General features: G+C 68.1%; 23 protein-coding genes and 1 pseudogene. 11 read left to right on the top strand and 13 right to left on the bottom strand.

All coding sequences use genetic code 11. The annotated features are described in order from the left end of the window. Window positions 1-83: 83 nt before the first annotated feature. Complete coding sequence (locus SH203_RS05670; RefSeq protein WP_087119882.1) at window positions 84-476, top strand: GIY-YIG nuclease family protein; 393 nt, start codon at window positions 84-86, stop codon at window positions 474-476. Here the strand turns inward: SH203_RS05670 and serA are convergent. From serA to SH203_RS05660, 3 genes and pseudogenes are all read right to left on the bottom strand, one after another. Further along, a complete protein-coding gene (serA, locus tag SH203_RS15955; RefSeq protein WP_375600718.1) occupies window positions 473-1,702 on the bottom strand; it encodes a phosphoglycerate dehydrogenase in 1,230 nt (409 codons plus the stop codon). The two genes, SH203_RS05670 and serA, sit on opposite strands and share 4 nt — an antisense overlap. A 135-nt stretch (window positions 1,703-1,837) precedes the next feature. Further along, window positions 1,838-2,365, bottom strand: a pseudogene (locus SH203_RS15950) (HAD-IB family phosphatase); the annotation flags it as partial. Window positions 2,366-2,487: 122 nt separating this feature from the next. Continuing rightward, window positions 2,488-3,027 carry a hypothetical protein gene (locus tag SH203_RS05660; RefSeq protein WP_087120181.1) on the bottom strand — a complete coding sequence of 180 codons (540 nt, stop codon included), beginning with the start codon at window positions 3,025-3,027 and terminating at the stop codon, window positions 2,488-2,490. 201 nt (window positions 3,028-3,228) lie between these two features. Here SH203_RS05660 and SH203_RS05655 point away from each other — a divergent pair, with 201 nt between their 5' ends. Beyond that, entirely contained in the window at window positions 3,229-4,152 is a 924-nt protein-coding gene (locus SH203_RS05655; RefSeq protein ID WP_234989397.1) for an Hsp33 family molecular chaperone, read from the top strand. Here SH203_RS05655 and SH203_RS05650 read toward each other — a convergent pair. From SH203_RS05650 to SH203_RS05620, 7 genes are all read right to left on the bottom strand, one after another. Then, on the bottom strand, window positions 4,149-4,763 hold the full coding sequence (locus tag SH203_RS05650) for a glutathione S-transferase family protein (protein WP_087119879.1): 615 nt from the start codon (window positions 4,761-4,763) through the stop codon (window positions 4,149-4,151). The two genes, SH203_RS05655 and SH203_RS05650, sit on opposite strands and share 4 nt — an antisense overlap. Window positions 4,764-4,875: 112 nt before the next feature. Then, window positions 4,876-5,568 (bottom strand): phosphate regulon transcriptional regulator PhoB, encoded by a 693-nt coding sequence (phoB, locus tag SH203_RS05645; protein WP_087119878.1) that lies wholly within the window; start codon window positions 5,566-5,568, stop codon window positions 4,876-4,878. Window positions 5,569-5,588: 20 nt separating this feature from the next. Further along, a complete protein-coding gene (gene phoU, locus SH203_RS05640) occupies window positions 5,589-6,314 on the bottom strand; it encodes a phosphate signaling complex protein PhoU (protein ID WP_087119877.1) in 726 nt (241 codons plus the stop codon). 4 nt (window positions 6,315-6,318) lie between these two features. Beyond that, window positions 6,319-7,269 (bottom strand): phosphate ABC transporter ATP-binding protein PstB, encoded by a 951-nt coding sequence (gene pstB / locus SH203_RS05635; protein WP_087119876.1) that lies wholly within the window; start codon window positions 7,267-7,269, stop codon window positions 6,319-6,321. A gap of 4 nt (window positions 7,270-7,273) precedes the next feature. After that, entirely contained in the window at window positions 7,274-8,578 is a 1,305-nt protein-coding gene (gene pstA / locus SH203_RS05630; protein ID WP_087119875.1) for a phosphate ABC transporter permease PstA, read from the bottom strand. Then, window positions 8,571-10,001, bottom strand: a complete 1,431-nt coding sequence (gene pstC, locus SH203_RS05625) for a phosphate ABC transporter permease subunit PstC (RefSeq protein ID WP_087119874.1) — start codon at window positions 9,999-10,001, stop codon at window positions 8,571-8,573. Before pstC ends, pstA begins: the two co-directional genes overlap by 8 nt. 155 nt (window positions 10,002-10,156) lie before the next feature. Beyond that, window positions 10,157-11,554, bottom strand: coding sequence for an ATP-binding protein (locus SH203_RS05620; RefSeq protein ID WP_087119873.1), 1,398 nt, complete (start codon window positions 11,552-11,554; stop codon window positions 10,157-10,159). A 151-nt stretch (window positions 11,555-11,705) separates the two neighbouring features. Here SH203_RS05620 and SH203_RS05615 point away from each other — a divergent pair, with 151 nt between their 5' ends. The 7 genes from SH203_RS05615 (at window position 11,706) to ychF (ending at window position 19,695) form a co-directional block, all read left to right on the top strand. Then, window positions 11,706-13,994, top strand: a complete 2,289-nt coding sequence (locus tag SH203_RS05615) for an ATP-binding protein (RefSeq protein WP_087119872.1) — start codon at window positions 11,706-11,708, stop codon at window positions 13,992-13,994. A gap of 132 nt (window positions 13,995-14,126) precedes the next feature. After that, a complete protein-coding gene (locus tag SH203_RS05610) occupies window positions 14,127-14,759 on the top strand; it encodes a 50S ribosomal protein L25/general stress protein Ctc (RefSeq protein ID WP_087119871.1) in 633 nt (210 codons plus the stop codon). 87 nt (window positions 14,760-14,846) lie between these two features. Next, window positions 14,847-15,455: an aminoacyl-tRNA hydrolase gene (gene pth / locus SH203_RS05605; protein ID WP_087119870.1), complete on the top strand. Its 609-nt coding sequence runs from the start codon at window positions 14,847-14,849 to the stop codon at window positions 15,453-15,455. 48 nt (window positions 15,456-15,503) lie between these two features. Then, a complete protein-coding gene (locus SH203_RS05600) occupies window positions 15,504-15,890 on the top strand; it encodes a hypothetical protein (protein WP_087119869.1) in 387 nt (128 codons plus the stop codon). Window positions 15,891-15,959: 69 nt separating this feature from the next. Next, a complete protein-coding gene (locus SH203_RS05595; protein ID WP_087119868.1) occupies window positions 15,960-18,017 on the top strand; it encodes a TonB-dependent receptor domain-containing protein in 2,058 nt (685 codons plus the stop codon). 9 nt (window positions 18,018-18,026) lie between these two features. Continuing rightward, the gene (locus tag SH203_RS05590) at window positions 18,027-18,527 is read left to right on the top strand and encodes a copper chaperone PCu(A)C (RefSeq protein WP_234989396.1); all 501 of its coding nucleotides are present in this window, start codon (window positions 18,027-18,029) and stop codon (window positions 18,525-18,527) included. 73 nt (window positions 18,528-18,600) lie between these two features. Continuing rightward, window positions 18,601-19,695: a redox-regulated ATPase YchF gene (gene ychF / locus SH203_RS05585; RefSeq protein WP_087119867.1), complete on the top strand. Its 1,095-nt coding sequence runs from the start codon at window positions 18,601-18,603 to the stop codon at window positions 19,693-19,695. On the opposite strand, the gene SH203_RS05580 is transcribed toward ychF, so the two are convergent. Beyond that, a complete protein-coding gene (locus SH203_RS05580) occupies window positions 19,688-20,227 on the bottom strand; it encodes a hypothetical protein (protein WP_087119866.1) in 540 nt (179 codons plus the stop codon). The two genes, ychF and SH203_RS05580, sit on opposite strands and share 8 nt — an antisense overlap. A gap of 111 nt (window positions 20,228-20,338) precedes the next feature. Between SH203_RS05580 and SH203_RS05575 the strand changes: the two genes are divergently transcribed. Beyond that, window positions 20,339-22,549 carry a TonB-dependent hemoglobin/transferrin/lactoferrin family receptor gene (locus SH203_RS05575; protein WP_087119865.1) on the top strand — a complete coding sequence of 737 codons (2,211 nt, stop codon included), beginning with the start codon at window positions 20,339-20,341 and terminating at the stop codon, window positions 22,547-22,549. Window positions 22,550-22,585: 36 nt separating this feature from the next. Then, entirely contained in the window at window positions 22,586-23,578 is a 993-nt protein-coding gene (locus SH203_RS05570; RefSeq protein ID WP_087119864.1) for a DUF6607 family protein, read from the top strand. Between the two features lie 64 nt (window positions 23,579-23,642). Here the strand turns inward: SH203_RS05570 and SH203_RS05565 are convergent, their stop codons facing one another. After that, window positions 23,643-25,076 carry a hypothetical protein gene (locus SH203_RS05565; RefSeq protein ID WP_087119863.1) on the bottom strand — a complete coding sequence of 478 codons (1,434 nt, stop codon included), beginning with the start codon at window positions 25,074-25,076 and terminating at the stop codon, window positions 23,643-23,645. Window positions 25,077-25,150: 74 nt separating this feature from the next. After that, window positions 25,151-26,140 (bottom strand): YafY family protein, encoded by a 990-nt coding sequence (locus SH203_RS05560; protein ID WP_234989395.1) that lies wholly within the window; start codon window positions 26,138-26,140, stop codon window positions 25,151-25,153. Window positions 26,141-26,230 lie beyond the last annotated feature (90 nt).

The raw sequence follows: 26,230 nt of genomic DNA, 5'->3' as shown, positions 1-26,230 counted from the left end.
GAAGAAAAATCCTCCCACGACTTACATAACGCCGTCATCCTCGGGCTTGACCCGAGGATCGGAGCGTCCGCAACTCTGCATTGATGAGCAACCGCCGACCTCTGATCGCTACCTATATCGAGGCCAGCCGTCTCCACGGCGTGTTGTATATCGGCATGACCGCCAACCTCTACGAAAGGGCCGGCCAACACCGGACAGGCGCCTTCCAGGGCTTCGCCAGTCGGTATGGATGTGGAATGCTCGTCTGGTACGAACAGCATGAGTTCGTGACCACCGCGATACGTCGCGAGAAGGCGCTGAAACGCTGGAATCGCGTGTGGAAACTAGAACTGATCGAACGAACCAATCCCGATTGGGTCGACCTGTTCCCAAGTCTTTGCGGCTGGACGCCCGATCCTCGGGTCAAGCCCGAGGATGACGGAGAAGGAAGCGTGGCCGCGTTTCTTGCAAGCCTGGATGGGACTGCGGACGCCTAATGCAGGGTGCGGAACTTCAGCGTGCCGGGCACGGTTTTCAGCGCGCGCAGGGCCTCCGGGTCGTAGTCGCGGTCGACGTCGGTGATGACATAGCCCGTGCGTTCGTCGGTCTTCAGATGCTGGCCCAGGATGTTCAGGCCGGCCGACGCCAGGGCGCGGTTCAGTTCGGCCATGACGCCCGGCTGGTTCCTGTGGATGTGCAGGATGCGGTGCGCGCCTGACACATCGGCCAGCTGCACGTTCGGCAGGTTGACGCTGAAGGTGGTGTCGCCCCGGTTCAGATAGCCCAGCAGCCGTTCGGCCGCGAACTCGGCGATGGCTTCCTGCGCCTCTTCGGTCGAACCGCCGATGTGGGGCGTCAGGATCATGTTCTTCAGCCCCTGTAGCGGGCTTTCGAACGGGTCCGAGTTGGTGCGCGGCTCCTCGGGGAAGACATCGACGGCGGCGCCGGCGACGCGGCCCGAACCGATGGCCTGGGACAGGGCGCCGACATCGACCACATGGCCGCGCGACAGGTTCAGGAACAGCGCGCCTTCCTTCATCCGGGCGAACTGGGCGGCGCCGAAGATGGCGCTGTTCTCTTTGCGGCCGTCGACGTGCAGCGTCACCACGTCGCTTTCGGCCAGAAGCGCGTCCAGCGAACGCATCCGCCGCGCATTGCCCAAGGCCAAGCGCTCCGACAGGTCGTAGAACAAAACCCGCATCCCCAGGTTCTCGGCCAGCACCGACAGCTGGCTGCCGATGGCGCCGTAGCCGACGATGCCCAGCGTCTTGCCGCGCAGCTCCTTGGAGCCGGTCGCCGACTTGTTCCATTTGCCGACGTGCATGGCCGCCGACTTGTCCGGCACGTCGCGCATCAGCACGATCATCAGACCGATGGCCAATTCGACCACCGAACGGGTGTTGGAATAGGGGGCGTTGAACACCGCCACACCGTGATCTGAGGCCGCATCCAGATCGATCTGATTGGTGCCGATGCAGAAGGCGGCGACGGCCATCAGCTTGTCCGCCTCTTCCAGCACCCGGCGCGACACGGTCGTCTTGGAGCGGATGCCCAGCACATGAACGCCCTTGATGGCGGCGATCAGGTCGTCCTCGTCCAGCGCGCCCTTTTGGGTCTCGACCGAATAGCCCGCCTCCTCCAGCCGTTCGACGGCGGCGGGGTGGATGTTTTCGAGCAGCAGCATCTTCATGCGGCTGCGCGGGAAGGACCAGCGGCCGACCAGGCCCTCGGCGTGCAGCACCTCGTCGAGCGACGCGGCCTCGGCGTCGGCGACCGCCACGACCCGCTCGCGCCGCGCGATCTCGGTGAAGGCGTAGAAGGCGTCGGCCGCCCCGGCGATCTTGACCTCGGCGTCGTTCCAGCCGTCGCCGACCATGACGACGCGCCCGGACAGGTTCAGGGCGTGGATGGCGGCGGGCTTGCCGTTGTCGTGCGACAGGGGGTTGGCGTCGTCGACGCCCGTAACCCAACCCTCGGCGTCATAGATCAGGTCGTTGCACAGGACGCGGTCTGGCGACACGCCCAGTTCCTGGGCCACCGGCGCGATCACGTCGCGGAAGCCGCCGGAGATGATCAGGACCTTGGCGGCGTTCTGCTGGAAGAAGTTCAGATTGCGCCGAACGGACGCCGTCAGACGATCCGGCGCGGTCGCAGCCAGGGCCTGCACATGGTCGCGATTCAGGGGCAGAAGCGCCAGACGCTGGCGCAGCGCCTGTCCGAAATCCAACGCCCCGGCCATCGCCTTGTCCGTCAGGGCCGCGATCTCGGCGCGGATGGCGTCGGCGTCCGGCGACCCCGCCAGGGCGATGTCGGCCAGGGCCTCAAGGGTCTCGAAATCGACCAGGGTCGAATCGAAGTCGAAGATCAGGGTCGGGCGCGTGCTCATGGGCCGCGTCTTTAGCGGCCTTCGCGCGCGCAGCATAGCCAAGCCGTGCTGATGATGACGCTCAGCTGCGCTTAAACCATGCCGCCCGACGGGGGTTTCGCCCGCCGAGCGGCACGACTATGTCAGAAACGCACGATCCGGCGCACGCGGCTGTCCGGCCGGCGGCTTTCCAGAACGGCGGCGCCCACGGCGGCGGCGATGGTGGCGACGGCCAGCAAAGCCCCGCCCTCGCGCGCATGATCACGGGCGTAGGCGCCGGCGTCGTCGGCATAGCGACGCACGGTCTTGCCATGCTTCTTCATGGCCTTCTTCGAGCCCTTGCGGGCCGAGCGGAACCATTCGTCGGCGCGGTCGCGCGCGTCGTAGGCCGCATCGGCGGCGCGGTGGCGCGCTTCGCGCGAGAAGTCGCCGGCCTGTCCGCCGACCTCTTCCGCCCGGTGGCGGAAGGCATCCACGGCGTCGTGGAAACGGTCGCGCAACTCGGCCGTATCCACCCATCCGCGCGGGTCGATGCGGGTCTTGATGCGCTGATAACGGGTCGGGCCGGTGCGCTGGGTCAGATAGACGACCGCCGCCGCGCCGAGCGCCAGGGCGGCCAGGCTGCCGGCCGTGATGCCGGGATGTTTGCGAATTTCTTCAATCGGATCGATGTCGCGGATCATCGGCGGGACCTTTTCGTCGGAATGGCGTGTCAGGCGGAGCGACGGCTCCGCTTGCAGGAAAAGAGCGAACCGCGCCGAAAAGGGTTCCGTCGCGCCCGCGTCGCGGGACGCCAAAGACAACGCCCGATCCCCCCTTATCAACAGCCGTCCGGGCGCCTACATAGCCGCAATCCCGAAATGACGTCGCCAAAGGACCCCGCCGTGACCGATCACGCGCCCCACACCCCCGTTTCCGACGATCTGGCGGCCGCCTTCCAGATCGAGGGCTGGCCCGTGCGCGGTCGCCTGGTGCGCCTGGGCGCCGCCATCGACAGGATTCTGGCCGCCCACGCCTATCCCGAGCCGGTCGCCGCCCTGCTGGGCGAAGCCTGCGCCCTGGCGGCCCTGATCGGTTCCAGCCTGAAGTTCGACGGTCGTCTGCTGGTCCAAGCCCAGGGCGACGGCCCCGTGCGTTATGTCGTCGCCGATTATGGCACCGACGGCGCCCTGCGCGGCTACTGCCGCTATGATGAGGCCGAGGTGGCGGAGGCGTCCAAGGGCTTCGCCCGGCCAGGCGCCCGGTCCCTGCTGGGCCAGGGCGTGTTCGTCATGACGCTGGATCGCGGTCCCGACTTCGAGCGGACCCAGGGCATCACCCCCATCGAGGGCGAAAGCCTGTCGCTGGCGGCCGAACATTACTTCCAGCAGTCCGAACAGGTGCCGACCAAGGTGCGTCTGGCGGTCGGCGCGGTCGAGACCGAGGCCGGATCGCAGTGGCGCGCCGGCGGGGCCATGATCCAGATCATCGCCGGCGACGAGACGCGCGGATCGACCGAGGAGGTCTGGGATCGCACCCGCGCCCTGTTCGGCACCCTGGCCGACGACGAGCTGGTCGACCCGACGATCTCGCCCGAGACCCTGCTGTTCCGCCTGTTCCACGAGGACGGGGTGCGGCTGGAGGGCGCGCGCGAGCTGTCGGCGGTGTGCCGCTGCTCGCGCGACCGGATCGCCGGAATGCTGGCCTCGTTCGACCCCGCCGAAAGGGCGGACATGGTCGAGGACGACGGCAAGATCCACGTCACCTGCGAATACTGCGCCAAGGTCTATGAACTGACGCCGGACGAGGTCGTGACCGCCCAGATCTAGGCGGCGTCGGCCGCCCGCCAGCAGTCCAGCGCCTGGACCTGGCCGAACCAGCGCTGCAGATGGACCAGATCGGACACGGGGAATTTCGCCCGTGTCTGATCCGCCAGGGGCGCGGCGATGGCGAGGTCCGCCAGCGACAGATCGGCGCAAATCCACTCCCGCCCTTCCAGATGGCGGTCCAGCAGGGCGGCGGCGGCGCCCAGCAGAGCCTCGCCGCGGGCGACCAGATCAGGATCGGCCGGCCCCATGCCGCCCAGCGCCTTGATCGAGTTTTCCCGGTTCAGCAGGCTGCAGCCCGGCATGAAGTCCTGGGCGCACCAGAACAGCCAGCGGCTGACGTCGGCGCGGGCCTTCGCATCGGTCGGCCACAGCGTCTGGCCCGGCGCCTTGTCGGCCAGATACTGCATGATGGCGTAGGACTCCCACAGCACGAAGCCGTCGTCGTCCAGCACCGGCACGCGGTGATTGGGATTCAGCGCCAGAAAATCGGCGGCCTTCTGTTCGCCCTTGAACAGATCGACCACGACGAGATCGAGATCGATCCCCAGATGATGCGCCGCCAGAACGACGCGACGGCTGCAGGTGGAAAGCGGATGGTGATAGAGACGCATTGAGGCGGTCCTTGCGGTTGACGCCCCCTCTGTCTCACGCCCTGCTGACAGAAAGTGTCAGTATGGTTCAGCTTGCCGGCCTTATTTTCCGGGGCGCGTCGCCAGCCTCGCCCTAGCCTTCCAGATCCAGCGAATAGCCCGCCGAGCGGACGGTGCGGATCGGATTGGCGCTGTCGTCGCCGATGGACAGGGCCTTGCGCAGGCGGCCGACGTGGACATCCACGGTGCGCGCCTCGACATAGACGTCCGAGCCCCAGACGGCGTCCAGCAGCTGCTCGCGACTGAACACCCGGCCCGGATGCTGCATGAAGTGGTCCAGCAGGCGGAACTCGGTCGGGCCCAGATGGACCTCCTTGCCGTCCCGCTTCACCCGGTGAGACACCCGGTCGATGACGATGTCGCCGTGGTTCAGCCGGTCGTCGGCCAGGCCGGGACGGATGCGGCGCAGGACCGCGCGGATGCGGGCGATCAGCTCGACCATCGAGAACGGCTTGGTCAGATAGTCGTCGGCGCCGGTGTCCAGGCCGCGCACCCGGTCGCTTTCCTCGCCGCGCGCGGTCAGCATGATGATCGGCAGGTTGCGGGTCTCGGCCTTGCCCCGGATGCGGCGGCAGACCTCGATGCCCGACAGTTTGGGCAGCATCCAGTCCAGCAGCACCAGATCGGGCTGGCGCTCGTCGATCTGGAGCATCCCCTCCTCCCCGTCGGCGGCGACGGTGACGTCGTAGCCTTCCTTTTCCAGATTGTACTGAAGCAGGGTCGCCAGCGCGTCCTCGTCTTCCATTACAAGGATATAGGGCTGCACGTCGGGTCTCCGGTCTCGGGTCAGTGCGTGGAAAGGTTCGGCGTCGGATCAGAATCCTCGGCCGTGGGCTGGGCGCGCGGGCGTTCGCCCACGATGTCGTCGCCCGTGATCTCGTAGTGGACCGTCTCGGCGATGTTGGTCGCGTGGTCCCCGATCCGCTCCAGGTTCTTGGCCATGAACAGCAGATGGGTGCAGGCGCCGATCGTGCGCGGATCGCCCATCATGTAGGTCAGCAGTTCGCGGAACAGGGCGTTGTAATGCTCGTCCACCTCGTCGTCGGTCTGCCAGACGGCGACGGCGCGATCCAACTCAGAAGCCGTATAGGCGTCCAGCACGTCGCGCAGACGGGTGGAGACCAGCCGGCCCATTCGCTCGATGGAGCGGGTCAGGGGCTGCATCGGTTGCGCTTCCGCCAGGATCAGGGCGCGCTTGGCGATGTTCTTGGCCAGGTCGCCGGTGCGTTCCAGATCGGTGGCGATCTTCATGGCGCCCAGGGTGCGGCGCAGATCGCTGGCGACCGGCTGTCGCAGGGCGATCAGGCGGATGGCCTTCTTCTCGATGTCGCGGTGCAGCGCATCCAGCTTCAGGTCGCGCTCGACCACCGCGCGGGCCAGGGCGATGTCGCGCCGGGCGACGGAATCGATGGAGTCGGCGACCTGGGCCTCGGCGAGACCGCCCATGCGGGCGACCTCGGCCGTGATCTGGTTCAGTTCGTCGCCATAGGCTTTGACGGTGTGCTGGTTCATCGGATTAGCCGAAGCGTCCCGTGATGTAGTCGAGAGTGCGCCGTTCGCGCGGGTTCTGGAAGATGTCTTCCGTGTCCCCGGTTTCGACCAGGCGGCCCATGTGGAAGAAGGCGGTGCGTTGCGACACGCGCGCGGCCTGGGCCATCGAGTGGGTGACGATGACGATGCAGAACCGCTCGCGCAATTCGTCGATCAGTTCCTCGATCCGCGCCGTGGCGATGGGGTCCAGGGCCGAGCAGGGCTCGTCCATCAGGATGACTTCGGGGTTCACGGCGATGGCGCGGGCGATGACCAGACGCTGCTGCTGACCGCCCGACAGGCCCATGGCCGACGACTGAAGACGGTCGGCGACCTCGTCCCACAGACCCGCCCGCTTCAGGGCGCTCTCGACCACGCCGTCCATCTCGGACTTGGACGAGACCAGGCCGTGGATCTTGGGACCGTAGGCGACGTTCTCGTAGATGGACTTGGGGAAGGGGTTCGGACGCTGGAACACCATGCCGACGCGGGCGCGCAGCAGCACCGGGTCGATGGAGCGGTCGTTGATGTCCTCGTCATCCATCGCGATCCGGCCGGTGACGCGAGCGCCGGCGATGGTGTCGTTCATGCGGTTCATCGTCCGCAGGAAGGTCGACTTGCCGCAACCCGACGGGCCGATCAGGGCCGTGACGGTCTTGTCCGGGATGTCCAGCGAGACATCGTAGAGCGCCTGCTTGCCTTCATAGAAGACCGAGACGTCGCGGGCGGCGATCTTGATCGGCCCGGTCGGCGGGGTGTCCACGACGGTCGAGGACGCGACGGGCGCGACGTCTTCCACGCGCGGCTGGGCCGGCGCCGCCTCGGTCGCGGGCGCGACCTCGGGTAGGACCTGACCGCCCATGCGCGGGGTCTGGGTCGGATCGACCGGGCCGGCGCCCGTCTGGTCTTCGGCGGAGCGGAAAATACGGAATTTCATTCTCTTACCACCGACGCTCGAAGCGCCGCCTCAGGATGATGGCCGCCGCGTTCATGATGATCATGAAGACCAGCAGGACGATGATCGCCGCGGCGGTGCGTTCGTGGAAGGCGCGCTCCGAGGCGTTCTCCCAGATGTAGATCAGCGACGGCAGGGCGCCGACGGGCTGGTCGATGGCGTGGGGCACACCGGGCACGAAACTGACCATGCCGATCAGCAGCAGCGGCGCGGTCTCGCCCAGAGCATGGGCCATCGAGATGATGGCGCCGGTCATGACGCCCGGCATGGCCAGCGGCAGGACGTGGCTGAACACCGTCTGGGTCTTGGACGCCCCCATGGCCAGGGCGGCCTCGCGGATCGAGGGGGGCACCGCCTTCAGGGCCGAACGGGTGGCGATCACCAGGGTCGGCAGGGCCATCAGGGCCAGAACCAGACCGCCGACGATGGGGCTGGCGCGCGGCAGGTGCATCCAGTTGATGAACAGGGCCAGGCCCAGCAGGCCATAGACGATGGAGGGCACGGCCGCGAGGTTGTTGATGTTCACCTCGATGACGTCGGTCAGCTTGTTCTTGGGGGCGAACTCTTCCAGCCAGATGGCGGCGCCGACGCCCAGCGGAATGGCGATCAGGGCCGTGACCAGCAGCATCAGGGCCGAACCGACCACGGCGCCCAGCACCCCGGCCAGCTCGGGCTGGGTGGAATCGCCGTTCTTGAACAGGGCGGTGTTGAAGTGGGCGCCGATGACGCCGTCGGCCTTCATCCTGTCCAGCCAGACGATCTGCTGGTCGGACAGGCGGCGCTGATCCTCAGGCGTAGCCTTGGAAATCTCGCCTTTCAGATAGAGGTCGGCGTCGTCCGACAGCGGCACGGCCAGAGGCACCGTCTCGCCGATGACCTCGCTGCGTTTGGCGACCAGGGCGGCGGCGACGAACTTCAGCTCCGAAGAGAACAGCCGCTTCATCTGCGCGGCCTTGGTTCCGGCCGCATCGTCGGCGACGCCCATGCGCCGAAGCTGCTGCTCGGCGGCCAGCTGCTCGAAGTTGGAGCCTTGCGGATAGGCGCGGTCGATGCGGGCGGGGTCCATATAGACCGGCACCGTCACCGTGTGGGTGTAGAAGGCCGTGTGCCCCTGCTCGACGATGCGGACCAGCAGGATCGCCAGGAAGAGCATGGCGGCGGCGATGGCCAGGCGGCCATACCATTTGAAGCGCGTCTCCTTGGCGTGGCGGCGTTTCAGCCCCGCGCGCAGACGCTCCAGCCGCCCGTTGGCGGATGCGCCGTCGATCCGGTCGGGGGTCGCGTCAGTCATATTGTTCCCGATAGGTCTGGACGATCCGGTGGGCGATGATGTTCAGCGCCAGCGTCACCAGGAACAGGGTCAGCCCCAGGCCGAAGGCCGACAGGGTCTTGGCGCTGTTGAACTCCTGGTCGCCGGTCAGCAGGGTCACGATCTGCACCGTGACGGTGGTGACGGTGTCCAGCGGATTGAAGGTCAGGTTGGCGGCGAGGCCCGCGGCCATGGTCACGATCATCGTCTCGCCGATGGCGCGCGACACGGCCAGCAGCAAGGCGCCGGCGATGCCCGGCAGGGCGGCGGGCAGCAGGACGCGCTTGACCGTCTCGGACTTGGTGGCGCCCATGGCGAAGGAGCCGTCGCGCAGCGACTGCGGCACGGCGTTCAGGATGTCGTCGGACAGGGACGACACGAAGGGGATCAGCATGATGCCCATCACCGCGCCGGCGGTCAGGGCCATCTGGTTCTGCACCAGGGCCAGATACTGGCCCAGCCCGTCCAGAGGACCGCCGATCAGGAACAGGCCGATCTCGTTGAAGAAGACCCGCAGGATCGGCCCCACGGTCAGGGCGGCGAAGAAGCCGTAAACGACGGTCGGCACCCCGGCCAGAATCTCCAGCAGAGGCTTGATGACGGCGCGGGTCGTGCGGCTGGCGTATTCCGACAGATAGATGGCCGACAGCAGGCCGATGGGCGCGGCGACGCACATGGCGATCACCATGATCAGCAGGGTGCCGGCGAACAGCGGCACGGCCCCGAAGGCGCCGGACGATCCCACCTGATCGGCGCGAATGGCGATCTGCGGGCTCCACTGGGTTCCGAACAGGAAGTCGAGGACCGGCACCTTCTGGAAGAAGCGCAAGCTGTCGAAGGCCAGGGAGGCGATGATGCCCAGGGTGGTCAGGACCGCGATGGCCGAACAGACGAACAGGGCGCCGTAGATCCAGCCCTCGACCCGGTTGCGGGCGCGGGTCTTCGGCTTGATCTGGGTCAGGGCGAACAGGCCGCCCAGAAGGGCCGCCAGAAGGGCGGCGGCGCCCCCGCCCCACGACAGGGTGCGCTCGATACGGACCATGCGACGCGCCTCGACCGGCAGTTGCTCGGCCAGCGGGCGCTCCCAGATCTGCAGGGCGGCCTCGCCTCGGCCCACGCGATAGGCGTCGGCGAAGAAGGCGTCGCGGCGGAAATGATCGAGCGAGGCGACCGCCTCGGGCGTGCCGGAAGCCGTCAGCTGACGCTGAAGCGGCGCGGAGAAGATCGAGGCCAGGACCAGCACCAAAAGGGCCGGCGCGGCCACCCAGATCAGGGCGTAGGCGCCGTGCTGGCCGGGGCGCGAATGCGGCTTGGCGCCGATCGCGCGGCGACGCGCCAGCTCACGCCCGCCCAAAAAGGCGGTCGCGCTCAGCGCCAGGAGGATCAGCAGATAAATCCAGATCATTCGAAGTCCGAAGCGACGCGCGCGAATCGGCGTGCGGCCCTGAACATCGGGACCGACGCGGCGCGACTACTGCCCGCGAATGGTCAGCGGATTAAGACGACTGGATGACAGTTGGGTGACAGCGACAGGCCCGTGACATCCGCGCCGCGCACCGCCTATCGCCGCTCGGCCGGTTGGGGGAACCAAGCGGTGAAGGCCGCGCCCATGCCCGGCGCGCTTTCGACCACCAGACCGCCCTGGTGGCGGTTCATGATGTGTTTGACGATGGCCAGCCCCAGGCCGGTGCCCTGACGCTCGCCGCTTTTCTGGCCCTCGACGCGATAGAAGCGCTCGGTCAGGCGCGGCAGGTGTTCGCGCGCCATGCCTGGCCCGTGATCGCGCACTGTGACGGCCGCATAGAGGACGCCGGCGGTCCGGTCGGGCGTGACCAGCGGCAGGCGCGTGGCCCCCGGCATCCGCGAGGCCCAGGCCTCGTCGAACGACAGGTCCGAACGGACGGAAATCTCGACCGTGCCGCTGCGAGACGAATATTTGACGGCGTTGTCGAGCAGGTTCTGGACGACCTGCAGGATTTCGTCGCGGTCGCCGCTGACCGACGCCCTCGCCTCCCCCTGGTCCAGGGCGATGGCGATCTCCTTTTCGCGCGTCAGGATGCTGATGGCGTCCACCACGTCGGAGGCGGCGCGGTCCAGATCGACCCGACCCGAGGGCGGAATATGTTCGTTCAGTTCGATGCGGCTGAGCGACAGCAGATCGGCGACCAGCCGCCCCATCCGATCCGCCTGCGCCGACATGATGTCCAGGAAACGGTCGCGCGCCGCCACGTCGTCGCGGGCGTGACCTTTAAGCGTTTCGATGAAGCCGCTGAGCGAGGCCAGGGGGGTGCGCAGTTCGTGGCTGGCGTTGGCCAGGAAGTCGACGCGCATCATCTCGGTGCGCCGCGCATCCGTCTCGTCGCGCAGGATCAGAAGCGCCATCTCGCCGCCCGGCGCGACGGGCTGACCGACCGACAGCGGACGGGTCCAGGCGCGCCAGCGACGATCTCTCTGCCCGCCGGACGTATAGTCGGTGATGCGCGAAGCGCCGCCGAACAGGGCCTCGTCCACCGCCTCCAGCACGCCCGGTTCGCGGATGACCTGCACCAGCAGGGCGCCCTGACGCTGAATTCGCAACAGGTCGCGCGCCGCGCTGTTGGCCATGATGATGCGTCGTCCCGCGATGTCGTCCGGCTCGCCCCCGCTGACGACCAGCACCGGGTCGTCCAGCGCTTCGAACACCTTGTCCAGCAGATCGCCGTCGACCGGATCGACGGCCGAATCGGCGGCCCCACCGTCGATCTCGGCCGGCGCGGCGCCGGTCGCGCCGCTCATGTTCAACACCCAGGCCGAGAGCGCCACGATCACCGTCCCGCCCAGCAACCAGTCCGCGAGTTCGGGATGTAGAATCGCCAGCACCACCAGGGTCAGAATGGCGACGCCGATGCTGGCCCCCACCGTCCACAGACGCGACGACGACACCGGCGCGACGGGAGAGGGCGAAATTTCGTAAGGCATGGAAGAACGGCGACCTGAGAGCAAGGCGTGGCGATATCCGATCCTTGCACGGATTTTGTGACGGCGCGCCGACAGGTTGAGAGAACGACCAAGCGTCACCGCACGGTTTCTTTAGATTTTTCAGTCAGGGTGTCTCCAAGGGGGAGGCGTCGTGGACCGCATAATCTTCTGCATCACGCACGATCACGACTGGCGGGCCACCCTGTTGGCGGCGACGATCTGTCTGGCGGGCCTCGGCGTTTCGACCCATGTGATGGGACGGGTGCGGTCACGCGATCCGGCCGGGCGGCGACGCGCCGTCGCCATGGCGACCGTCGTCGGCGCCCTGTCGATCTGGGCGACCCATTTCGTGGCGATGCAGGGTTTCGTCGTGGGCGTGCCGGTGCGCTACGACCTGGGGCTGACGCTGGCGTCGCTGGGCGTGGCCCTGGCGATGATCGGCCTGACCATCGCCTCGACCCAGCTGGGCAAGGGACGCGCCTGGCGCGTGCTGGCGGCGGTGATCGCCGTCACCGGCGTCGGGGCCATGCATTATCTGGGCATGGCCGCCATCAAGGGACCGGCGCGCATCGTCTGGGACGCCGGACTGGTCGTCGCCTCCCTGGCCGGCGCCTTCGCCATCGGCGGTCTGACGGCCTTCTTCTACAGGCGCGGCGGCCTGGCGAACCTGCTGACGACCACCTTCGGCCTTTCGATGACGGTGATCACGCTGCACTTCGTGGGGACCGCGGCCATCACCGTGATCCCCGAACCCGCCGTGCTGCATCAGCAAGGCCTGTCGCCTGCGGCCATGCGGGTTCTGGTCGGAGTGGTGCTGCTGCTGATCTGCGGCGTCGGCGGCGCGCTGGGCGCCATGGCCTTTGTCGCCCGCTCCACCGAACTGAGGCGCATCCGCGAGGCGGTGGACGCCATGCCCGACGGCCTGGGCTTCTATGACGCGAAGGATCGGCTGGTGCTGTGGAACGCCCGTTACGCCGAACTGAACCCCGAGCTTCAGCCGCACCTCGCCGTCGGCCTGACCTTCCGCGACGCCCTGAGCATCGGCATCGAACAGGGCCGTTACGACGAGGCGCGCGGCCGCGAGGAGGAGTGGCTGAACGCACGTCTTCTGGCGCGGCGCCAGCTGTCGTCCAACATCGAACAGCAGGTGGGCGGGGGGCGCTGGCTGCGCACCCAGGACCGCCGGACGTCAGAGGGCGGCACGGTCATCGTCTGCAACGACATCACCGATCTGAAGCGCGACGCCGAGGCCCTGGCCGAAGCGCGCGACGCGGCCGAGGCCGCCAATGTCGCCAAGTCCCAGTTCCTGGCCAATATGAGCCACGAAATCCGCACGCCGCTGAACGGCGTCATCGGCCTGTCCCAGGCGCTGGCCAAGACCGAGCTGACGACCGAGCAGCGCGAGATGCTGGATTTGATGCAGGCTTCAGGCAAGACGCTGCAGACCCTGCTCAGCGACATCCTGGACCTGGCCCGCGTCGAATCGGGCAAGCTGGAGCTGACCGAGGACGCCTTCGAACTGGCCGTCGTCGTGCGGGAAGCGGCGCAGCTGTACGCCGAGAACGCCCGCCAGAAGCATCTGGACTTCCATGTCGACATCGATCTGGAGGATGGGGTCTGGGTCATGGGCGACGCGGTTCGCGTCAAACAGGTGCTGACCAATCTGATCTCCAACGCGGTGAAGTTCACCAGCCAGGGCTTCGTCGGCCTGATCGTCCAGCGCGGTCAGGACCGCGAGGGCCGGCCCGTGCTGCGCTTCAGCGTCGAGGACAGCGGGATCGGCTTCGACGCCGCGACGCGCGACCGGCTGTTCAGCCGATTCGAACAGGCCGACGGCGGCATCACCCGCAAGTTCGGCGGCTCCGGCCTGGGTCTGTCCATCTGTCGCCAGCTGGCCGAGATGATGGGCGGCGATCTGGATTGCGAGAGCGAGCCGGGCAGCGGGGCGGCCTTCATCCTGACCCTGCCGCTCAAACCGTGCAGCGCGCCGCACGTGCAGGAAACCGCCAGCGCCGAGGTCGCCTGCGCCGACGACGCGCGCGCCATGCGCCTGCTGGTCGCCGACGATCATCCGACCAACAGGCGCGTCATCGAACTGATTCTGGCGCAGACGCCCGCCAAGATCGTCATGGTCGAGAACGGCGCCGAGGCGGTGGAGGCCTTCCGCGCCGACGCCTTCGACCTGGTTCTGATGGATATGCAGATGCCGGTCATGGACGGCTTGACGGCGACGCAGGAGATTCGCCTGCACGAGGCGGCCATGGGTCTGGCGCGGACCCCCATCGTCATGCTGACGGCCAACGCCATGCCCGAACACGTCGCCGCCGGACGGGCGGCGGGCGCCGATCATCACCTGGCCAAGCCCTTCAATGCGGCCGAACTGCTGGGGCTGGTCGCCGCGCCGACCGCCGTGTTCAAGGATCGGGCGCAGGCGGCGTAAGCGCGCCTTTCACAGTTGCGCCCCCGGTTCGATGCGTGTAATAGCCCGCGCTCTTGAATTCGAGGGTTCATGACCCCCGCCGCGCGGGCCCAGGGTTGGCGCGGCGTTTCTGTTGTTGTTGAGGCGAGCCACATGGGCGAGATCATTCTGAACGTGGACGTCCGCGATGGCGTCGGCACCGGCAGCGCCCGCGCTGCGCGTCGCGACGGTTTCGTGCCGGGCGTCCTGTACGGCGGCGACAAGGCCCCCGTCGCCATCTCGGTGAACGAGAAGGACTTCCGCAAGTCGCTCTACACCGGCAAGCTGCTGGGCCACCTGGTGACGCTGAAGTACGGCGAAGAGACCCAGCCGGTCATCGCCAAGGACGTGCAGTTCGACCCCGTGTCGGACCGTCCCCTGCACTTCGACCTGATGCGCGTCGATGAGAAGGCCCCGGTCAAGATCGAGGTTCCGGTTCACTTCCTGAACGCCGACGAAGCGCCGTTCGCCCGCCAGGGCGGTTCGCTGGAAGTCGTTCGCCACGCCGTGGAAATCCTGGTCCGCGCCGACCAGATCCCGGAAGAACTGGTCGTCGACCTGGCCAAGTCGCAGATGGGCGACACCATCCGCATCTCGGACATCAAGCTGCCCAAGGGCGCGGAAGCCACCATCACCGACCGCGATTTCGTGATCGCCACGGTCAAGGTGTCCTCGGCCGCCCTGTCGGCCGCCGCCGATGAAGCCGCCGAAGCCGAAGGCGCTCCGATCGAGAAGACCGAAGGCTGATCCTTCGTTTCTTCGACAAGATCACGCCCCGCCCGGCTCGCCGCGGCGGGGCTTTTCTTTGGGCGAGACGCGAGGCATGAGGACGCCATGATCATCATCGCAGGCCTGGGCAACCCCGGGGGCAGGTACGAGAAGAACCGGCACAACATCGGCTTCATGGCGGCCGACGAGATTTCGCGGCGGTGGCGGTTCGGGCCGGAGCGCGCCAAGTTCCAGTCGATCGTCGCCGAGGGCGATGTCGAGGGAACCAAGGTTCTGCTGATGAAGCCCCAGACCTATATGAACGAGAGCGGGCGGGCGGTCGGCGAGGCGGCGCGCTTCTACAAGATCAAGCCCCATGAGATCATCGTCTTCCACGACGAGATCGACCTGGCCCCCGGCCGTTTCCGCATGAAGACCGGCGGCGGGGCGGCGGGCCAGAACGGCGTCCGCAGCCTGATCAGCCATCTGGGCGCCGACTTCCGCCGCGCCCGCATGGGCATCGGCCATCCCGGCGAGAAGGAACTGGTCATGCCCCACGTGCTGGGCGACTTCCACAAGGCGGAACAGCCCTGGCTGGACGCGATGCTGCAGGCCTGCGCCGACGCCCTGCCGTTCGCGGTCGCCGGCGACGACGAACGCTATCAGGCGGAGGTCATGCGCCTGGCCCCCGCGCCCAAGTTCAGCCCGCGTCAGGCGGCGCGCGGCGCGCTTTAGGACGTCCTCCGTCTTTCGCCGCCGACCGAAAGGCCGTAGAGGCGGGCCGTGACCCGATCCCAGGCCGACAATTGGTCGACTTCGAAATCGCTGGCCTTCCTGGCGGCGGTGTTCGCGCTCGTGATCGGCGCCCTGTTGCCGTTCGCGGCCCTGGCGGCGGTCCAGCCGGGCCATCCGCTGGTCATCTGCTCGGCGGAAGGCCCCCAGACGATCCAGTCCGGCGGCGTGGACGGCCCGGTCAAGAAACATGTCGGGGCCAAGTGCGCCGCCTGCGTCACGCCGCCCGTCGCCGCCCTGCCCTGCCCGCCGGCGCCTCAACCCGCGCCGGTCGTCCGCACGTTCGAAACCGTCGTCTATGCGCCCGCAGGCGTCAGCCCGCCGCCGCCCGCCCGCGCGCCCCCGCGCCCGCCGTCCACCGCCCCGCCCAAAGCCTGAAATCCAGACCGTATCCGCAGCCGGCCCCCGCGCCAGCCGCGTCCGATTCCTCTGATTTTCAGGACCTCAATGTCTCTCAAGACCTCTGCGGCGCCGTGCGCGCTGCTGCTCGCCGCTCTGGCCGCTCCCGCATGGGCGCAGACCGCCGCCCCGACCCAGATCGACAGCGTCATCGTCACCGCCCGACGCAACGCCTATGACCCGCCCGTGGTGGCCGAGGCGCGCGCCCGTCTCAGCCGCACGCCCGGCGCCGTCGCCGTGATCTCGGCCGAATCCTACGCCGACCGCTATGCGCCCAATCTGGCCGACGTGCTGCGCGACGCCCCCGGCGTCTATGCCCAGAAGAAATGGGGCGGCGACATTCGCCTGTCGATCCGGGGGTCCGGCATTGGCAACGCCAGTCACAATCGCGGCGTCCTGCTGGCGCAGGACGGCGTGCCGTTCAACGAGGCCGACGGCTATGGCGACTTCCAGCTGATCGACCCGCTGATCGCCCGCTACACCGAGGTTTACAAGGGCGGGAACGCCCTGCGCTTCGGCGGGTCCCTGCTGGGCGGGGCGATCAATCTGGTCACGCCCACCGGACGCACGGCGGGCGCGGACCTGGGCCTTCGGCTGGACGGCGGGTCGTATGGCACGGCCCGTCTGCATGGCGAGATCGCGGGCCGGAACGGGGACTGGGACGGGTTCGCCGCCGTAACCGGCCAGAGCGTCGATGGCTGGCGCGATCACAGCGAGGGCAAGTCCCTGCACCTGTCCGCCAATCTGGGCCGCACCTTCGGTCAGGATCGCGAGGTGCGATTGCTGGTGTCCGGCGGCGACATCCACCAGCAAATCCCCGGCAGCCTGACGCTGGCCGACCTCAAGGCCGATCCGACCCAGGCGGCGCTGTCCAGCACGGTGCTGAACTATCAGCGCAACATGACGTCCCTGCGCACCACCCTTCAGACGCGCTGGCGATTGAACGCGGCCACGGTGTTCGAAGGCGCCGTCTATGGGACATGGAAGGATCTGGATCACCCGATCTTTCAGGTCATCGACCAGCAGAGCCGCAATCAGGGTCTGTTCGGGCGTATCGACTGGCAGGGGCGTGTAGCCGGACTGCGCGCCGACGCCTTCTACGGCGTCTGGTATCGGCAGGGCGATCTGGACGCCAAACAGTGGGCCAATCTGGCCGGATCGCACGGCGACCTCCGCGCGCGCAGCTTCCAGAACGCCAGGGGGCTGGACGTCTTCGCCGAGGGGCGACTGTTCGTGACGCCGCGAATGGCGCTGGTCGGCGCCGGCGCCTGGGGCCGGGCAGAGCGCGACTATCGCAGCTATGCCGTGCCTGGCGTCAGCGGGAGCTTCGACCTGACGGCCGAGCGGACCTACGACTGGTTCGCGCCTCGCGTCGGGCTGTTGTGGGAGGCCGAGGACGGCGCCCAGGTCTTCGCCAATGTGACCCGGTCGGTCGAGCCGCCGAACTTCTCGGCCCTGTCGCCCAACGCCGGGGGCTTCCAACCGCTGGTCCCGCAAGAGGCGTTGACGGCCGAGATCGGGGCGCGGGGCCGTCGCGGAGCCTTCACCTGGGACGTGACCGCCTATCGCGCCGAGCTCAAGCACGAACTGCTCAACTTCATTCCCAATGCCGCCCTTGGCGTTCCGGCCGCGACCTTCAACGCCGGCCCCACGCGGCATCAGGGGATCGAGGCCGGTCTGGACTGGCGCATCTCGCCGCAATGGCGGTTGCGCCAGACCTATGGCTGGTCGGATTTCCGCTTCGACGGCGACGCGATCTATGGCGACGCCCGCCTGCCGGTCGTGCCGCCGCATCTGTATCGGGCGGAACTGCGCTACGACCACCCCTCCGGCTGGTTCGCCGCGCCGTCCGTGGAGTGGTCGGCAGCGGACGCCTGGGTCGATTATCGCAATACGCTGAAGTCCCCGTCCTACGCCGTGGCCAATCTGAACCTGGGCTGGACGATTCGGCCGGGGGTGGCGGTCTTCGCCGACGCCCGCAACCTGTTCGACACGACCTATGTGTCCAACTTCGGCGCCGTGACCGATGCGCGGGTCGCCTCCACCGCCGTCTTCTTCCCTGGCGAAGGGCGATCCCTGTTCGCCGGCCTGCGTCTGACCTATTGAAGGAACGCCATGATGATCAAATCCACCCCGACCCCCGCCCTGATGATCGCCGCCCTGATGGGTCTGGCCGCCTGCAATCCCTCGTCAGAGCCTAAGACCGACGCCGAAGGGGGGCAGGCCGCCGCCGTCGTCGCCGCCGACGCCTGGTGCCGTCCGTCACCGAACGGAGCCAAGGCGGGGGGCTGCTACGTCACCCTGACGGCCGCGACCGACGACCGCCTGACCGGCGGCTCCACGCCGCGCGCCGGAATGGTGCAGGTTCACGAGATGAAGACCGAGAACGGCATGATGACCATGGGCGAAATGGCTCAGGGCCTGCCGCTTCCGGCGGGCGAAGCCGTCGCCCTGGCGCCGGGTGGAACGCACCTGATGCTGATGGAGCTGACCGCCCCGCTGGTCGCGGGCGAAACCGTGCCCCTGACCCTGAACTTCGCCGACGCCGCGCCGGTGACGGTCCAGGCCAAGGTGCGTCAGCCGTCGGCGGCGGGCACGGATCACGGGGCGCATTGAGCCCATTTGAAGCGCGAGCCTGACAAACCCGTTCGAACGGGGTAAAGGCTCGCGCCTTCTCCAAGGAATACCCATGGCCCTTAAAGTCGCGATCGTCGGCCTGCCCAACGTCGGCAAGTCCACCCTGTTCAACGCCCTGACCAAGACGGCGGCGGCCCAGGCGGCCAACTATCCGTTCTGCACCATCGAACCGAACACCGGCGACGTGGCGGTGCCCGAGGCGCGGCTGAACGCCCTGGCCGAGGTCGCGGGTTCGAAAGAGATCATCCCGGCCCGCATCACCTTCGTCGATGTCGCCGGCCTAGTGCGCGGCGCGTCCAAGGGCGAGGGCCTGGGCAACCAGTTCCTGGCCAACATCCGCGACTGCGACGCCGTGGCCTTCGTGGCGCGCTGCTTCATCGACGACGACATCACCCACGTCGAGGACCGCATCGACCCCATCGCCGATCTGGAGATTATCGAGACCGAACTGATGCTGGCCGACATGGAAAGCCTGGAACGCCGCCGGCCCCAGCTGGAGAAGCGCGCCAAGGGCGGCGACAAGGAATCGGCCCTGACGCTGAAGCTGGTCGATCTGGCCCTGGCGCAGCTGAACGCCGGCAAGCCCGCCCGCACGGCCGAGGTGTCCAAGGAGGACATCAAGGCCTGGCATATGCTGCAACTGCTGACGGCCCTTCCCGCCCTCTATGTCGCCAATGTCGAGGAAGGCTCGGCCGACAAGGGCAACGACCTGTCCGACAAGGTCGCGGCCCGCGCCGCCGCCGACAACGCCAACTCGGTCGTCATCTCGGCCCAGATCGAGTCCGAGATCGCCGTGCTGGACGACGAGGAGCAGAAGGAGTTCCTGGAGACGCTGGGTCTGGAAGAACCCGGCCTCAACCGCCTGATCCGCGAGGCCTACAAGCTCTTGGGCCTGCAGACCTATTTCACGGTCGGCCCCAAGGAAGCGCGCGCCTGGACGATCAATGTCGGCGACACCGCGCCCCAGGCGGCGGGCGTGATCCACACCGACTTCGAAAAGGGCTTCATCCGCGCCGAAACCATCGCCTTCGACGACTTCGTGGCCCTGCGCGGCGAGGCCAAGGCGCGCGAGGCCGGCAAGCTGCGCGCGGAAGGCAAGTCCTATGTCGTCAAGGACGGCGACGTGATGAACTTCCTGTTCAACTAGGCGGCGCGGCGGGAGGGGCTTCCCCTCCCTCCTTCTTCATCATCTTTTCCAGCGGATTGGCGGGGTCCGGCGCGCGCGGCGAGCCGGGACAGCGCGCCAGCTTGGTCGTCAGCCTGTCGCGATCCACATAGGTCAGGGTCAGGACGTCGCCCGTCGTGCCCATGTGGACGCGCTCGTTCACGTGCCGGCCCTGCGCCGTGCAGGACAGGTCGGCGAAATAGCCCGAACCCGCCTCGTCGATCCGGGCGATCTCGCAGTTGTGCCCATAGGCGTCGAACCGCATCGGCGTGATGGTGATCGGACTGTCGGCGCCCTGCGGCCGGGCGCACCAGGCGGGATTGGCCGCCCACACCCCCACGAAACTGCGTGGCCCACGTCCCGCCAGGGATGACGGCCCCGCCGCCTCCACCGGCTGCATGGCGTCGGGGGTATGAAGCGGCGCGGCCGGTTCGGTGGGCGGATTGACCTGTTGATCGCCGCACGCGGACAGCAAGGCGAGGGCGGCGAGCGCCGGAAACAGAGCCGTTTTCATCCCCCTGCAACGCCATGGTGAAGGTTCGGGTTCAAACCCACATCACTAATGCGGTTGATTCTAATAATCGTTCGCAGTAACACGCCCGCCAATCATTCAGCGGGGCTTTCGATGCGCACATTCCTCCTTCTCTCCACCGCCGCGGCGGCCGTCGGATCGGCCCTGATCGTTCAACCCGTCCGCGCCGAGGCGCCCGTCGCCGAATCGGCGGCGGCCGAGGTCGATCCGGTCGTGGTGCTGGGCACCCGCTCGCGCCGTCTGGCCTCCAACGTCCCCGGCACGGTCAGCGTCATCGACGCCGAGCAGATCGAAACCCTGCTGGCGACCGACATCAAGGACCTGATCCGGTTCGAGCCGGGCGTCAGCGTTCCGACCTCTCCCGCCCGTTTCGGCCTGGCCCTGTCGGGCGCAGGCCGCGACGGCAACGCGGGCTTCACCATTCGCGGCATGGGCGGCGACCGGGTGCTGATCGTCAACGACGGCGTTCGCCTGCCCGCCGGTTTTTCGTTCGGCGCCCAGGCGGTCGGACGCGGCGGCTATAACGATCTGGACCTGATCAAGTCGGTCGAAATCCTGCGCGGCCCGGCCTCGGCCCTGTACGGCTCGGACGGCATCGCCGGCGCCGTGGCCTTCACGACCAAGGACCCGTCGGACTTCCTGATCGGCCAGCAAGCCTTCGGCGCCCGCGCCCGCGTGGCCTACAACTCCGCCGACGAAGGCTGGACCGAGGGGCTGGCGCTGGCGGGCCGTTCGGGTTCTCTCTCGGGTCTGCTGGCCTATACCCGCCGCGATTCTCAGGAGACCGAGAACAAGGGATCGGTCGATGGCGTCGGCTCGACCCGCACGAAACCGAACCCGCAGGACTTCAGCTCCAACGCCTATCTCGGCAAGCTGGTGTGGGAGGTGAACCCCAACCACACCCTGCGCCTGACCTACGACCACCTCGATTCGGAAATGGACGGCGATGCGCTGAGCAGCCGCTCGGCCAGCGTTCTGGCCGTCACCGCCCATGACGAGACCAAGCGCGATCGCGTCAGCGCCGACTGGCGCTTCCGGGACTTCGCCGGTCTCTCCGACGGTTCGGTCTCGCTCTATTGGCAGGACGCGACGACACGCCAATACACCTTCGAGGATCGCGCCACCCTGGCCGACCGTGTGCGCGACGTCACCTTCGACAACAGCGTCTATGGACTGGCGGCCCAAGGTTCGCGCGTCTTCGGTCAGGGCGCTGCCCTGCAGCATCGCCTCACCTTCGGCGGCGACTGGTCGATGACGACGCAGGAAGGCGTGCGCGACGGCGTGACGCCGCCTGTCGGCGAAACCTTCCCCATCCGCGCCTTCCCCAAGACCGAATACCAGTTGGCGGGCCTGTTCGTGCAGGACGAGATCGAGATGCTGGGCGGCGCGCTCAGCATCATCCCGGCCGTGCGTTACGACTGGTATGATCTGTCGCCCAAGGTGGACGCCCAGTTCCCCGCCGCCGCCTCGGGCCAGAGCGACGATCACATCTCGCCCAAGCTAGGCGTCGTCTATTGGACGGGTCCGCACCTGGGCGTCTTCGCCAACTACGCCCTGGGCTTCCGCGCGCCCTCGCCGATGCAGGTGAACAACTATTTCGAGAACCCCGTCTTCGGCTATCGCTCGATCCCGAACCCGAACCTGTCGCCCGAGACCAGCGAAAGCTTCGAGGCCGGTTTCCGCCTGCGCGACATCGATGTCGCCGGCGGCAAGATGCGCCTGAACACCACCGCCTTCGCCACCCACTATGACGACTTCATCGATCAGGTGGCGGTCTCCGGCACGGGCGTCCCCGGTATCGATCCGCTGGTCTATCAATACGTCAACCTGACCGAGGTGGACATTCGGGGCCTGGAAGCGCGGGCCGACATCTATTGGGACAACGGCTTCAGCCTGATCGGCTCAGCCGCCTATGCCGAGGGCGAACAGACCACCGACGGCCGCCGCACCGATCTGGGCAGCGTCGATCCGGTGAAGGTGGTCGCGGGTCTGAACTACGCCGCGCCGTCGGGCGTCTGGGGCGGGTCGGCGACGGTCACATGGTCGGGCAAGAAGGATCAGGCGACCTATAATCTGTCGTGCGGCGCGACCTGCTATCTGGGTGACAGCTTCACCCTCTTGGACCTGACCGCCTATTGGAACGTGACGGAGCGAGCGACGCTGCGGGCGGGCGCCTTCAACGTCTTCGACGAGACCTATGGCTGGTGGAGCGACGTGCGCGGCCTGTCCGCCGCCTCGGCCGTCAAGGACGCCTACACCCAGCCGGGCCGAAACTTCGGCGTCTCCCTGACCCTGCGGCTGTAAGCGACCATGCCCCCTAGAAACGCAAGGAAACGCCCGATGCGCGCCATCCTGATCGCCGCCGCCCTGCTGACCGCGACCGCACCCGCGGCCCTGGCCCAGCAGGCCGCCGCCCCTGCCCCCGCTCCGGCCGCAGCCACGACGACCGCGCCCGCCAACGCCTTCGAACGAGATCGTCAGTCGATCCTGGCCCAGGCAGGCCAGTACCGCGTCCACTTCGACATGCGCGAGAACGTCAGCTTCCGCGCCGACTACGACCCGCTGGAGGAGAAGCTGTCGGGCGGCAGCGAGATCGTGCGCGTGGTCTATGACAAGGGTGACAAGATCAGCCTGCAGCACATTCTGGTCATGGAGCATGACGGCCAGGCCATCGTGGTCAAACACTGGCGTCAGGACTGGGCCTATCAGCCCGAGACGGTCCTGACCTACGCCGGGCCGAACCAGTGGACCCTGACGCCGGTTCCGGCCGACCAGCGCGCCGGCGCCTGGTCCCAGACGGTGTGGCAGACCGACGATTCGCCCCGTTACGGCGGGGTCGGCCATTGGACCTATGACAACGGCCTGTCGGCCTGGACGTCGAACCCGACCTGGCGGCCGCTGGCGCGTCGCGACGCCGTGCGAAACCCGGTCTATGACCGCTATCTGGGCACGAACCGGCATATCCTGAAGCCGGACGGCTGGGTCCATATCCAGGACAATATGAAGATGTCGGGCAAGGCCGGCGGCGAACCCGTCGCCATCGTCCAGGAAGACGTCATCAACACCTATGACCGCTCCACCGGCTATTCCCCCCGAGCCGGCGACGAATACTGGGCCAAGACGCAGGGCTTCTGGGCCGCCGTTCGCGACGCCTGGGACGCGGCCGCCGTCGCCCACAACGGCATCCACCTGCAGGAGGTCGGAGACACCGGCTCGGTCACGGGCACGCCGCTGATGGATTTGGGCCAACAGGTCGCCGACGGAAAGACCGCCGAGGCCGACGCCATCGCCCAGGCCCGCACCCTGATCCAACAGGCCACGACACCCCGCTGACCCTCCCCCCCAGCGCGGACGACTGCAACGGCGGCCGGGACGACCGGCCGCCGTCTTTTTATGTTCAGGTCAGAACGACACGGCCGTTGTCGAGGCGGAAGGCGACGCCCGTGCGTTGGAACAGCCGGGCGATGACGGCGGACGGATCGGCCGCCCCCTGGTCCAGCAGCCGTTCGATGTCGCCGCGCAGGGTCGGATCGCGCGACACGCGGGTCAGGCCGTTCAGCCATTCCTCGCGGTTCAGCACCCCGTCGGGCTGGCGCAGCAGCGGGCGCAGAAAGTCGAACCAGTCGCCGCCCGTCCGCTGGCGCTGCGCCCCCTCGGCGGCCAGGGCGAAGACGGCGCCGCAGGCGTAATAGGCCCGATGTTCGCCGCGCCCCCCCGCCTCGGCCACCGGCCGTTTGGCCAAATCGGCGCAATCGTCCACTTCCGACTGAAGCTCGGCGCGCGCGTCATAGGCCGCGTCCAGATGCCTCAACGCCCGCACCGCCATCAGGTCCGCCCCGCCCTCGGTGATCCAGGCCTCGTTGGCGAACTGATAGCGGATGGTCTGGCCCAGCCAGAAGTGCGCGCCCTCGTGACCGATGAACCAGCGGGAGCGTTCCCGGATTTCGGCCTGGGGCGTGGTCACGCCCCGCCCCTCGAACGACATGACGATCAGGCCGGGCAGGACGCTGCCGCCCATGCTGGTCATCCGCTCGGTCGGGCCGTTCCAGGCCGCCATGACGATGGGCGTGTCCCCCCCGGCGCCGGGCGCGCCCAGCCGGTCGCGATAGTATTGGCCGACGTGGGGGGCGAAATCGCGGATCTCCTCGCCGATCCACGGCGGCAGGTTCGGGTCGATCACCGTGGACAGGCCGTCGCCCGGCGTCACCGTCGCATCGCCCAGCAGGACATAGCTGCGCTCGTCCGTGGTGGTCAGGGCCTCGCGGCGGCGGCCGTTGAACAGCACCGGCCCGCTGTCGTCGCGCCAGGTGACGCGCGCCGTCCCGCCGTCCAGCTTCACGCGGTTCAGGTCGCCCGGCACCTGTTCCGCCGCCTCGGCCGAGCCGAGGGCGAACACGTCCAACTGACGGGTGGGCAGGGCCACCGCGCCGTTGGAGAACAGCAGCGTCGGATATTCCGCCTCCAGATCGACCGCCCTGGGGGTCACGCGGAAACGCACCTCGCGCGGCACGGGCCCGCCGTCCGTGCTGCGGATGATGTCGTAATGGCCGCGCCGTTCCATGACGACGCCGGGCGTCTGAACCGTCCACTGACGCGGGCGCCAGGGCTGGCGCGTGTCGGTCTCCAAGGCGGAATCCATGAAGGCCCAGACCGGAACGTCGCGCCCGAACCGATAGTCGATGGTCAAATGGCCGCCGTCGCGCGTCACCGTCACCTGCGGCCCGGCCGCCTCGAACACCGGGGGCCGCGAAACGGTCGGGCCCGCGGCGCAGGCGCCGCCGGTCAGGGCGACGGCGGCAAGCGCGGAGGCGGCGAAGGCGTGGACGCGCAAGGGCGATCTCCTGACAGTGAGGCGGCGCAAAAAGCTTAGCCGCCGTCAACGCGCCGGGTCAGCTTACGGTTTCGTCAATCTGGGGTCCGATTCAGGGCGCGCCACGCCGCCGCCAGTTCCCCGGCCATCACCGTTTTCAGCCGTTCGGGCGCCAGGATCGACGCCTGTTCGCCCCAGGTGAACAGATGCCACGCCAGTTCCCGCATCCCCGAGGCGCGAAACCGCACGATCACGCCGCCGTCCGCCTGGTCCTCGAAGGTCTGGGTGGGATGCCAGCGCCAGCCCCTGGCCTCGACCGCGCCTTCGGGAGCGATGCGGATGGCCACGTCCTCGATCTCGTCCTGATAGATGCCGAAGGACTGGCTGGCGAAGACCGTCAGGTCGAAATCGGCGGGGGGGACGGCCAGCCCCTCCTGCGGCGCGACATGGCTCATCCGGTCCAGCCGGAAGGTCTGGATGCGGCCGGTCTCGCGGTCGGCGGCGACCAGGTAGTTGGCCCGCCCGAACATGACGCCGCAGGGCGCCACGCTGCGCCGACGCGGCTCGGCCCCCGGTCGGGAATAGGTGAAGCCCAGCGGCTGCTGCGCCAGGACGGCGGCCCGGATGGCGGTCAGCATGGCCTCGTCCGCCGAGGGGCGCGGCCCCGCTTGGACGGCGATGGTCTCGGCCCGCACCAAGGCCTCCAGATCCGGCGCCATGCGGTTCAGGGTGGTGGACCGCATCGCCGCCTTCAGCTTGCGCTCCAGCGCCTCCAGCGCCGCCGCCCGCGCCGGTTCGCCCGCCGCCCGCAGGGCGGACGCGGCCTTGGTCAGTTCCAGCATCTCGGTCGCCGTCGGCGCCTGTTCGAACGCCGACAGACCGCCCCGAATGCGCCAGCGCTTGGACGGCGGATCGGACACCTCCTCGGCCTGGGGAAACAGCATCAGCACGGCGTCGCGCATCCGTTCGGCGGTGCGGCGGCCCGTCCGCATGTCCCGCGCCATCTCGTCCAGCGTCAGCCCCTCGGCGCTGGCGGCCATCCGCCGCGCCAGCTCGATCACCATGGCCGCCTTGTCGTGTCTCACCGATTCTCCCGAAGACTACGTCCGTTTCTGACGCAACAGTGGTGCAAAACACCATCATCGACAAGAGGCCCACCGCTTCCAGGAGATCGT

This window comes from Brevundimonas sp. SH203, assembly GCF_002157625.1.
Taxonomy (GTDB): domain Bacteria; phylum Pseudomonadota; class Alphaproteobacteria; order Caulobacterales; family Caulobacteraceae; genus Brevundimonas.
Note: the sequence above shows the minus strand (reverse complement) of the source record. Positions and strands in the feature narration are given on the sequence as shown.

Bases quoted from the DNA above. Each gene is read 5' to 3' on its own strand.
- SH203_RS05575 (WP_087119865.1), top strand. From the start codon at position 20,339: ATGCGCACATTCCTCCTTCTCTCCACCGCCGCGGCGGCCGTCGGATCG.
- pstB (WP_087119876.1), bottom strand. From the start codon at position 7,269: ATGAAATTCCGTATTTTCCGCTCCGCCGAAGACCAGACGGGCGCCGGC.
- pth (WP_087119870.1), top strand. From the start codon at position 14,847: ATGATCATCATCGCAGGCCTGGGCAACCCCGGGGGCAGGTACGAGAAG.
- SH203_RS05595 (WP_087119868.1), top strand. From the start codon at position 15,960: ATGTCTCTCAAGACCTCTGCGGCGCCGTGCGCGCTGCTGCTCGCCGCT.
- ychF (WP_087119867.1), top strand. From the start codon at position 18,601: ATGGCCCTTAAAGTCGCGATCGTCGGCCTGCCCAACGTCGGCAAGTCC.
- SH203_RS05580 (WP_087119866.1), bottom strand. From the start codon at position 20,227: ATGAAAACGGCTCTGTTTCCGGCGCTCGCCGCCCTCGCCTTGCTGTCC.
- SH203_RS05570 (WP_087119864.1), top strand. From the start codon at position 22,586: ATGCGCGCCATCCTGATCGCCGCCGCCCTGCTGACCGCGACCGCACCC.
- SH203_RS05620 (WP_087119873.1), bottom strand. From the start codon at position 11,554: ATGCCTTACGAAATTTCGCCCTCTCCCGTCGCGCCGGTGTCGTCGTCG.
- SH203_RS05660 (WP_087120181.1), bottom strand. From the start codon at position 3,027: ATGATCCGCGACATCGATCCGATTGAAGAAATTCGCAAACATCCCGGC.
- pstC (WP_087119874.1), bottom strand. From the start codon at position 10,001: ATGATCTGGATTTATCTGCTGATCCTCCTGGCGCTGAGCGCGACCGCC.
- SH203_RS05590 (WP_234989396.1), top strand. From the start codon at position 18,027: ATGATGATCAAATCCACCCCGACCCCCGCCCTGATGATCGCCGCCCTG.
- pstA (WP_087119875.1), bottom strand. From the start codon at position 8,578: ATGACTGACGCGACCCCCGACCGGATCGACGGCGCATCCGCCAACGGG.
- SH203_RS05650 (WP_087119879.1), bottom strand. From the start codon at position 4,763: ATGCGTCTCTATCACCATCCGCTTTCCACCTGCAGCCGTCGCGTCGTT.
- SH203_RS05610 (WP_087119871.1), top strand. From the start codon at position 14,127: ATGGGCGAGATCATTCTGAACGTGGACGTCCGCGATGGCGTCGGCACC.
- phoU (WP_087119877.1), bottom strand. From the start codon at position 6,314: ATGAACCAGCACACCGTCAAAGCCTATGGCGACGAACTGAACCAGATC.
- SH203_RS05670 (WP_087119882.1), top strand. From the start codon at position 84: ATGAGCAACCGCCGACCTCTGATCGCTACCTATATCGAGGCCAGCCGT.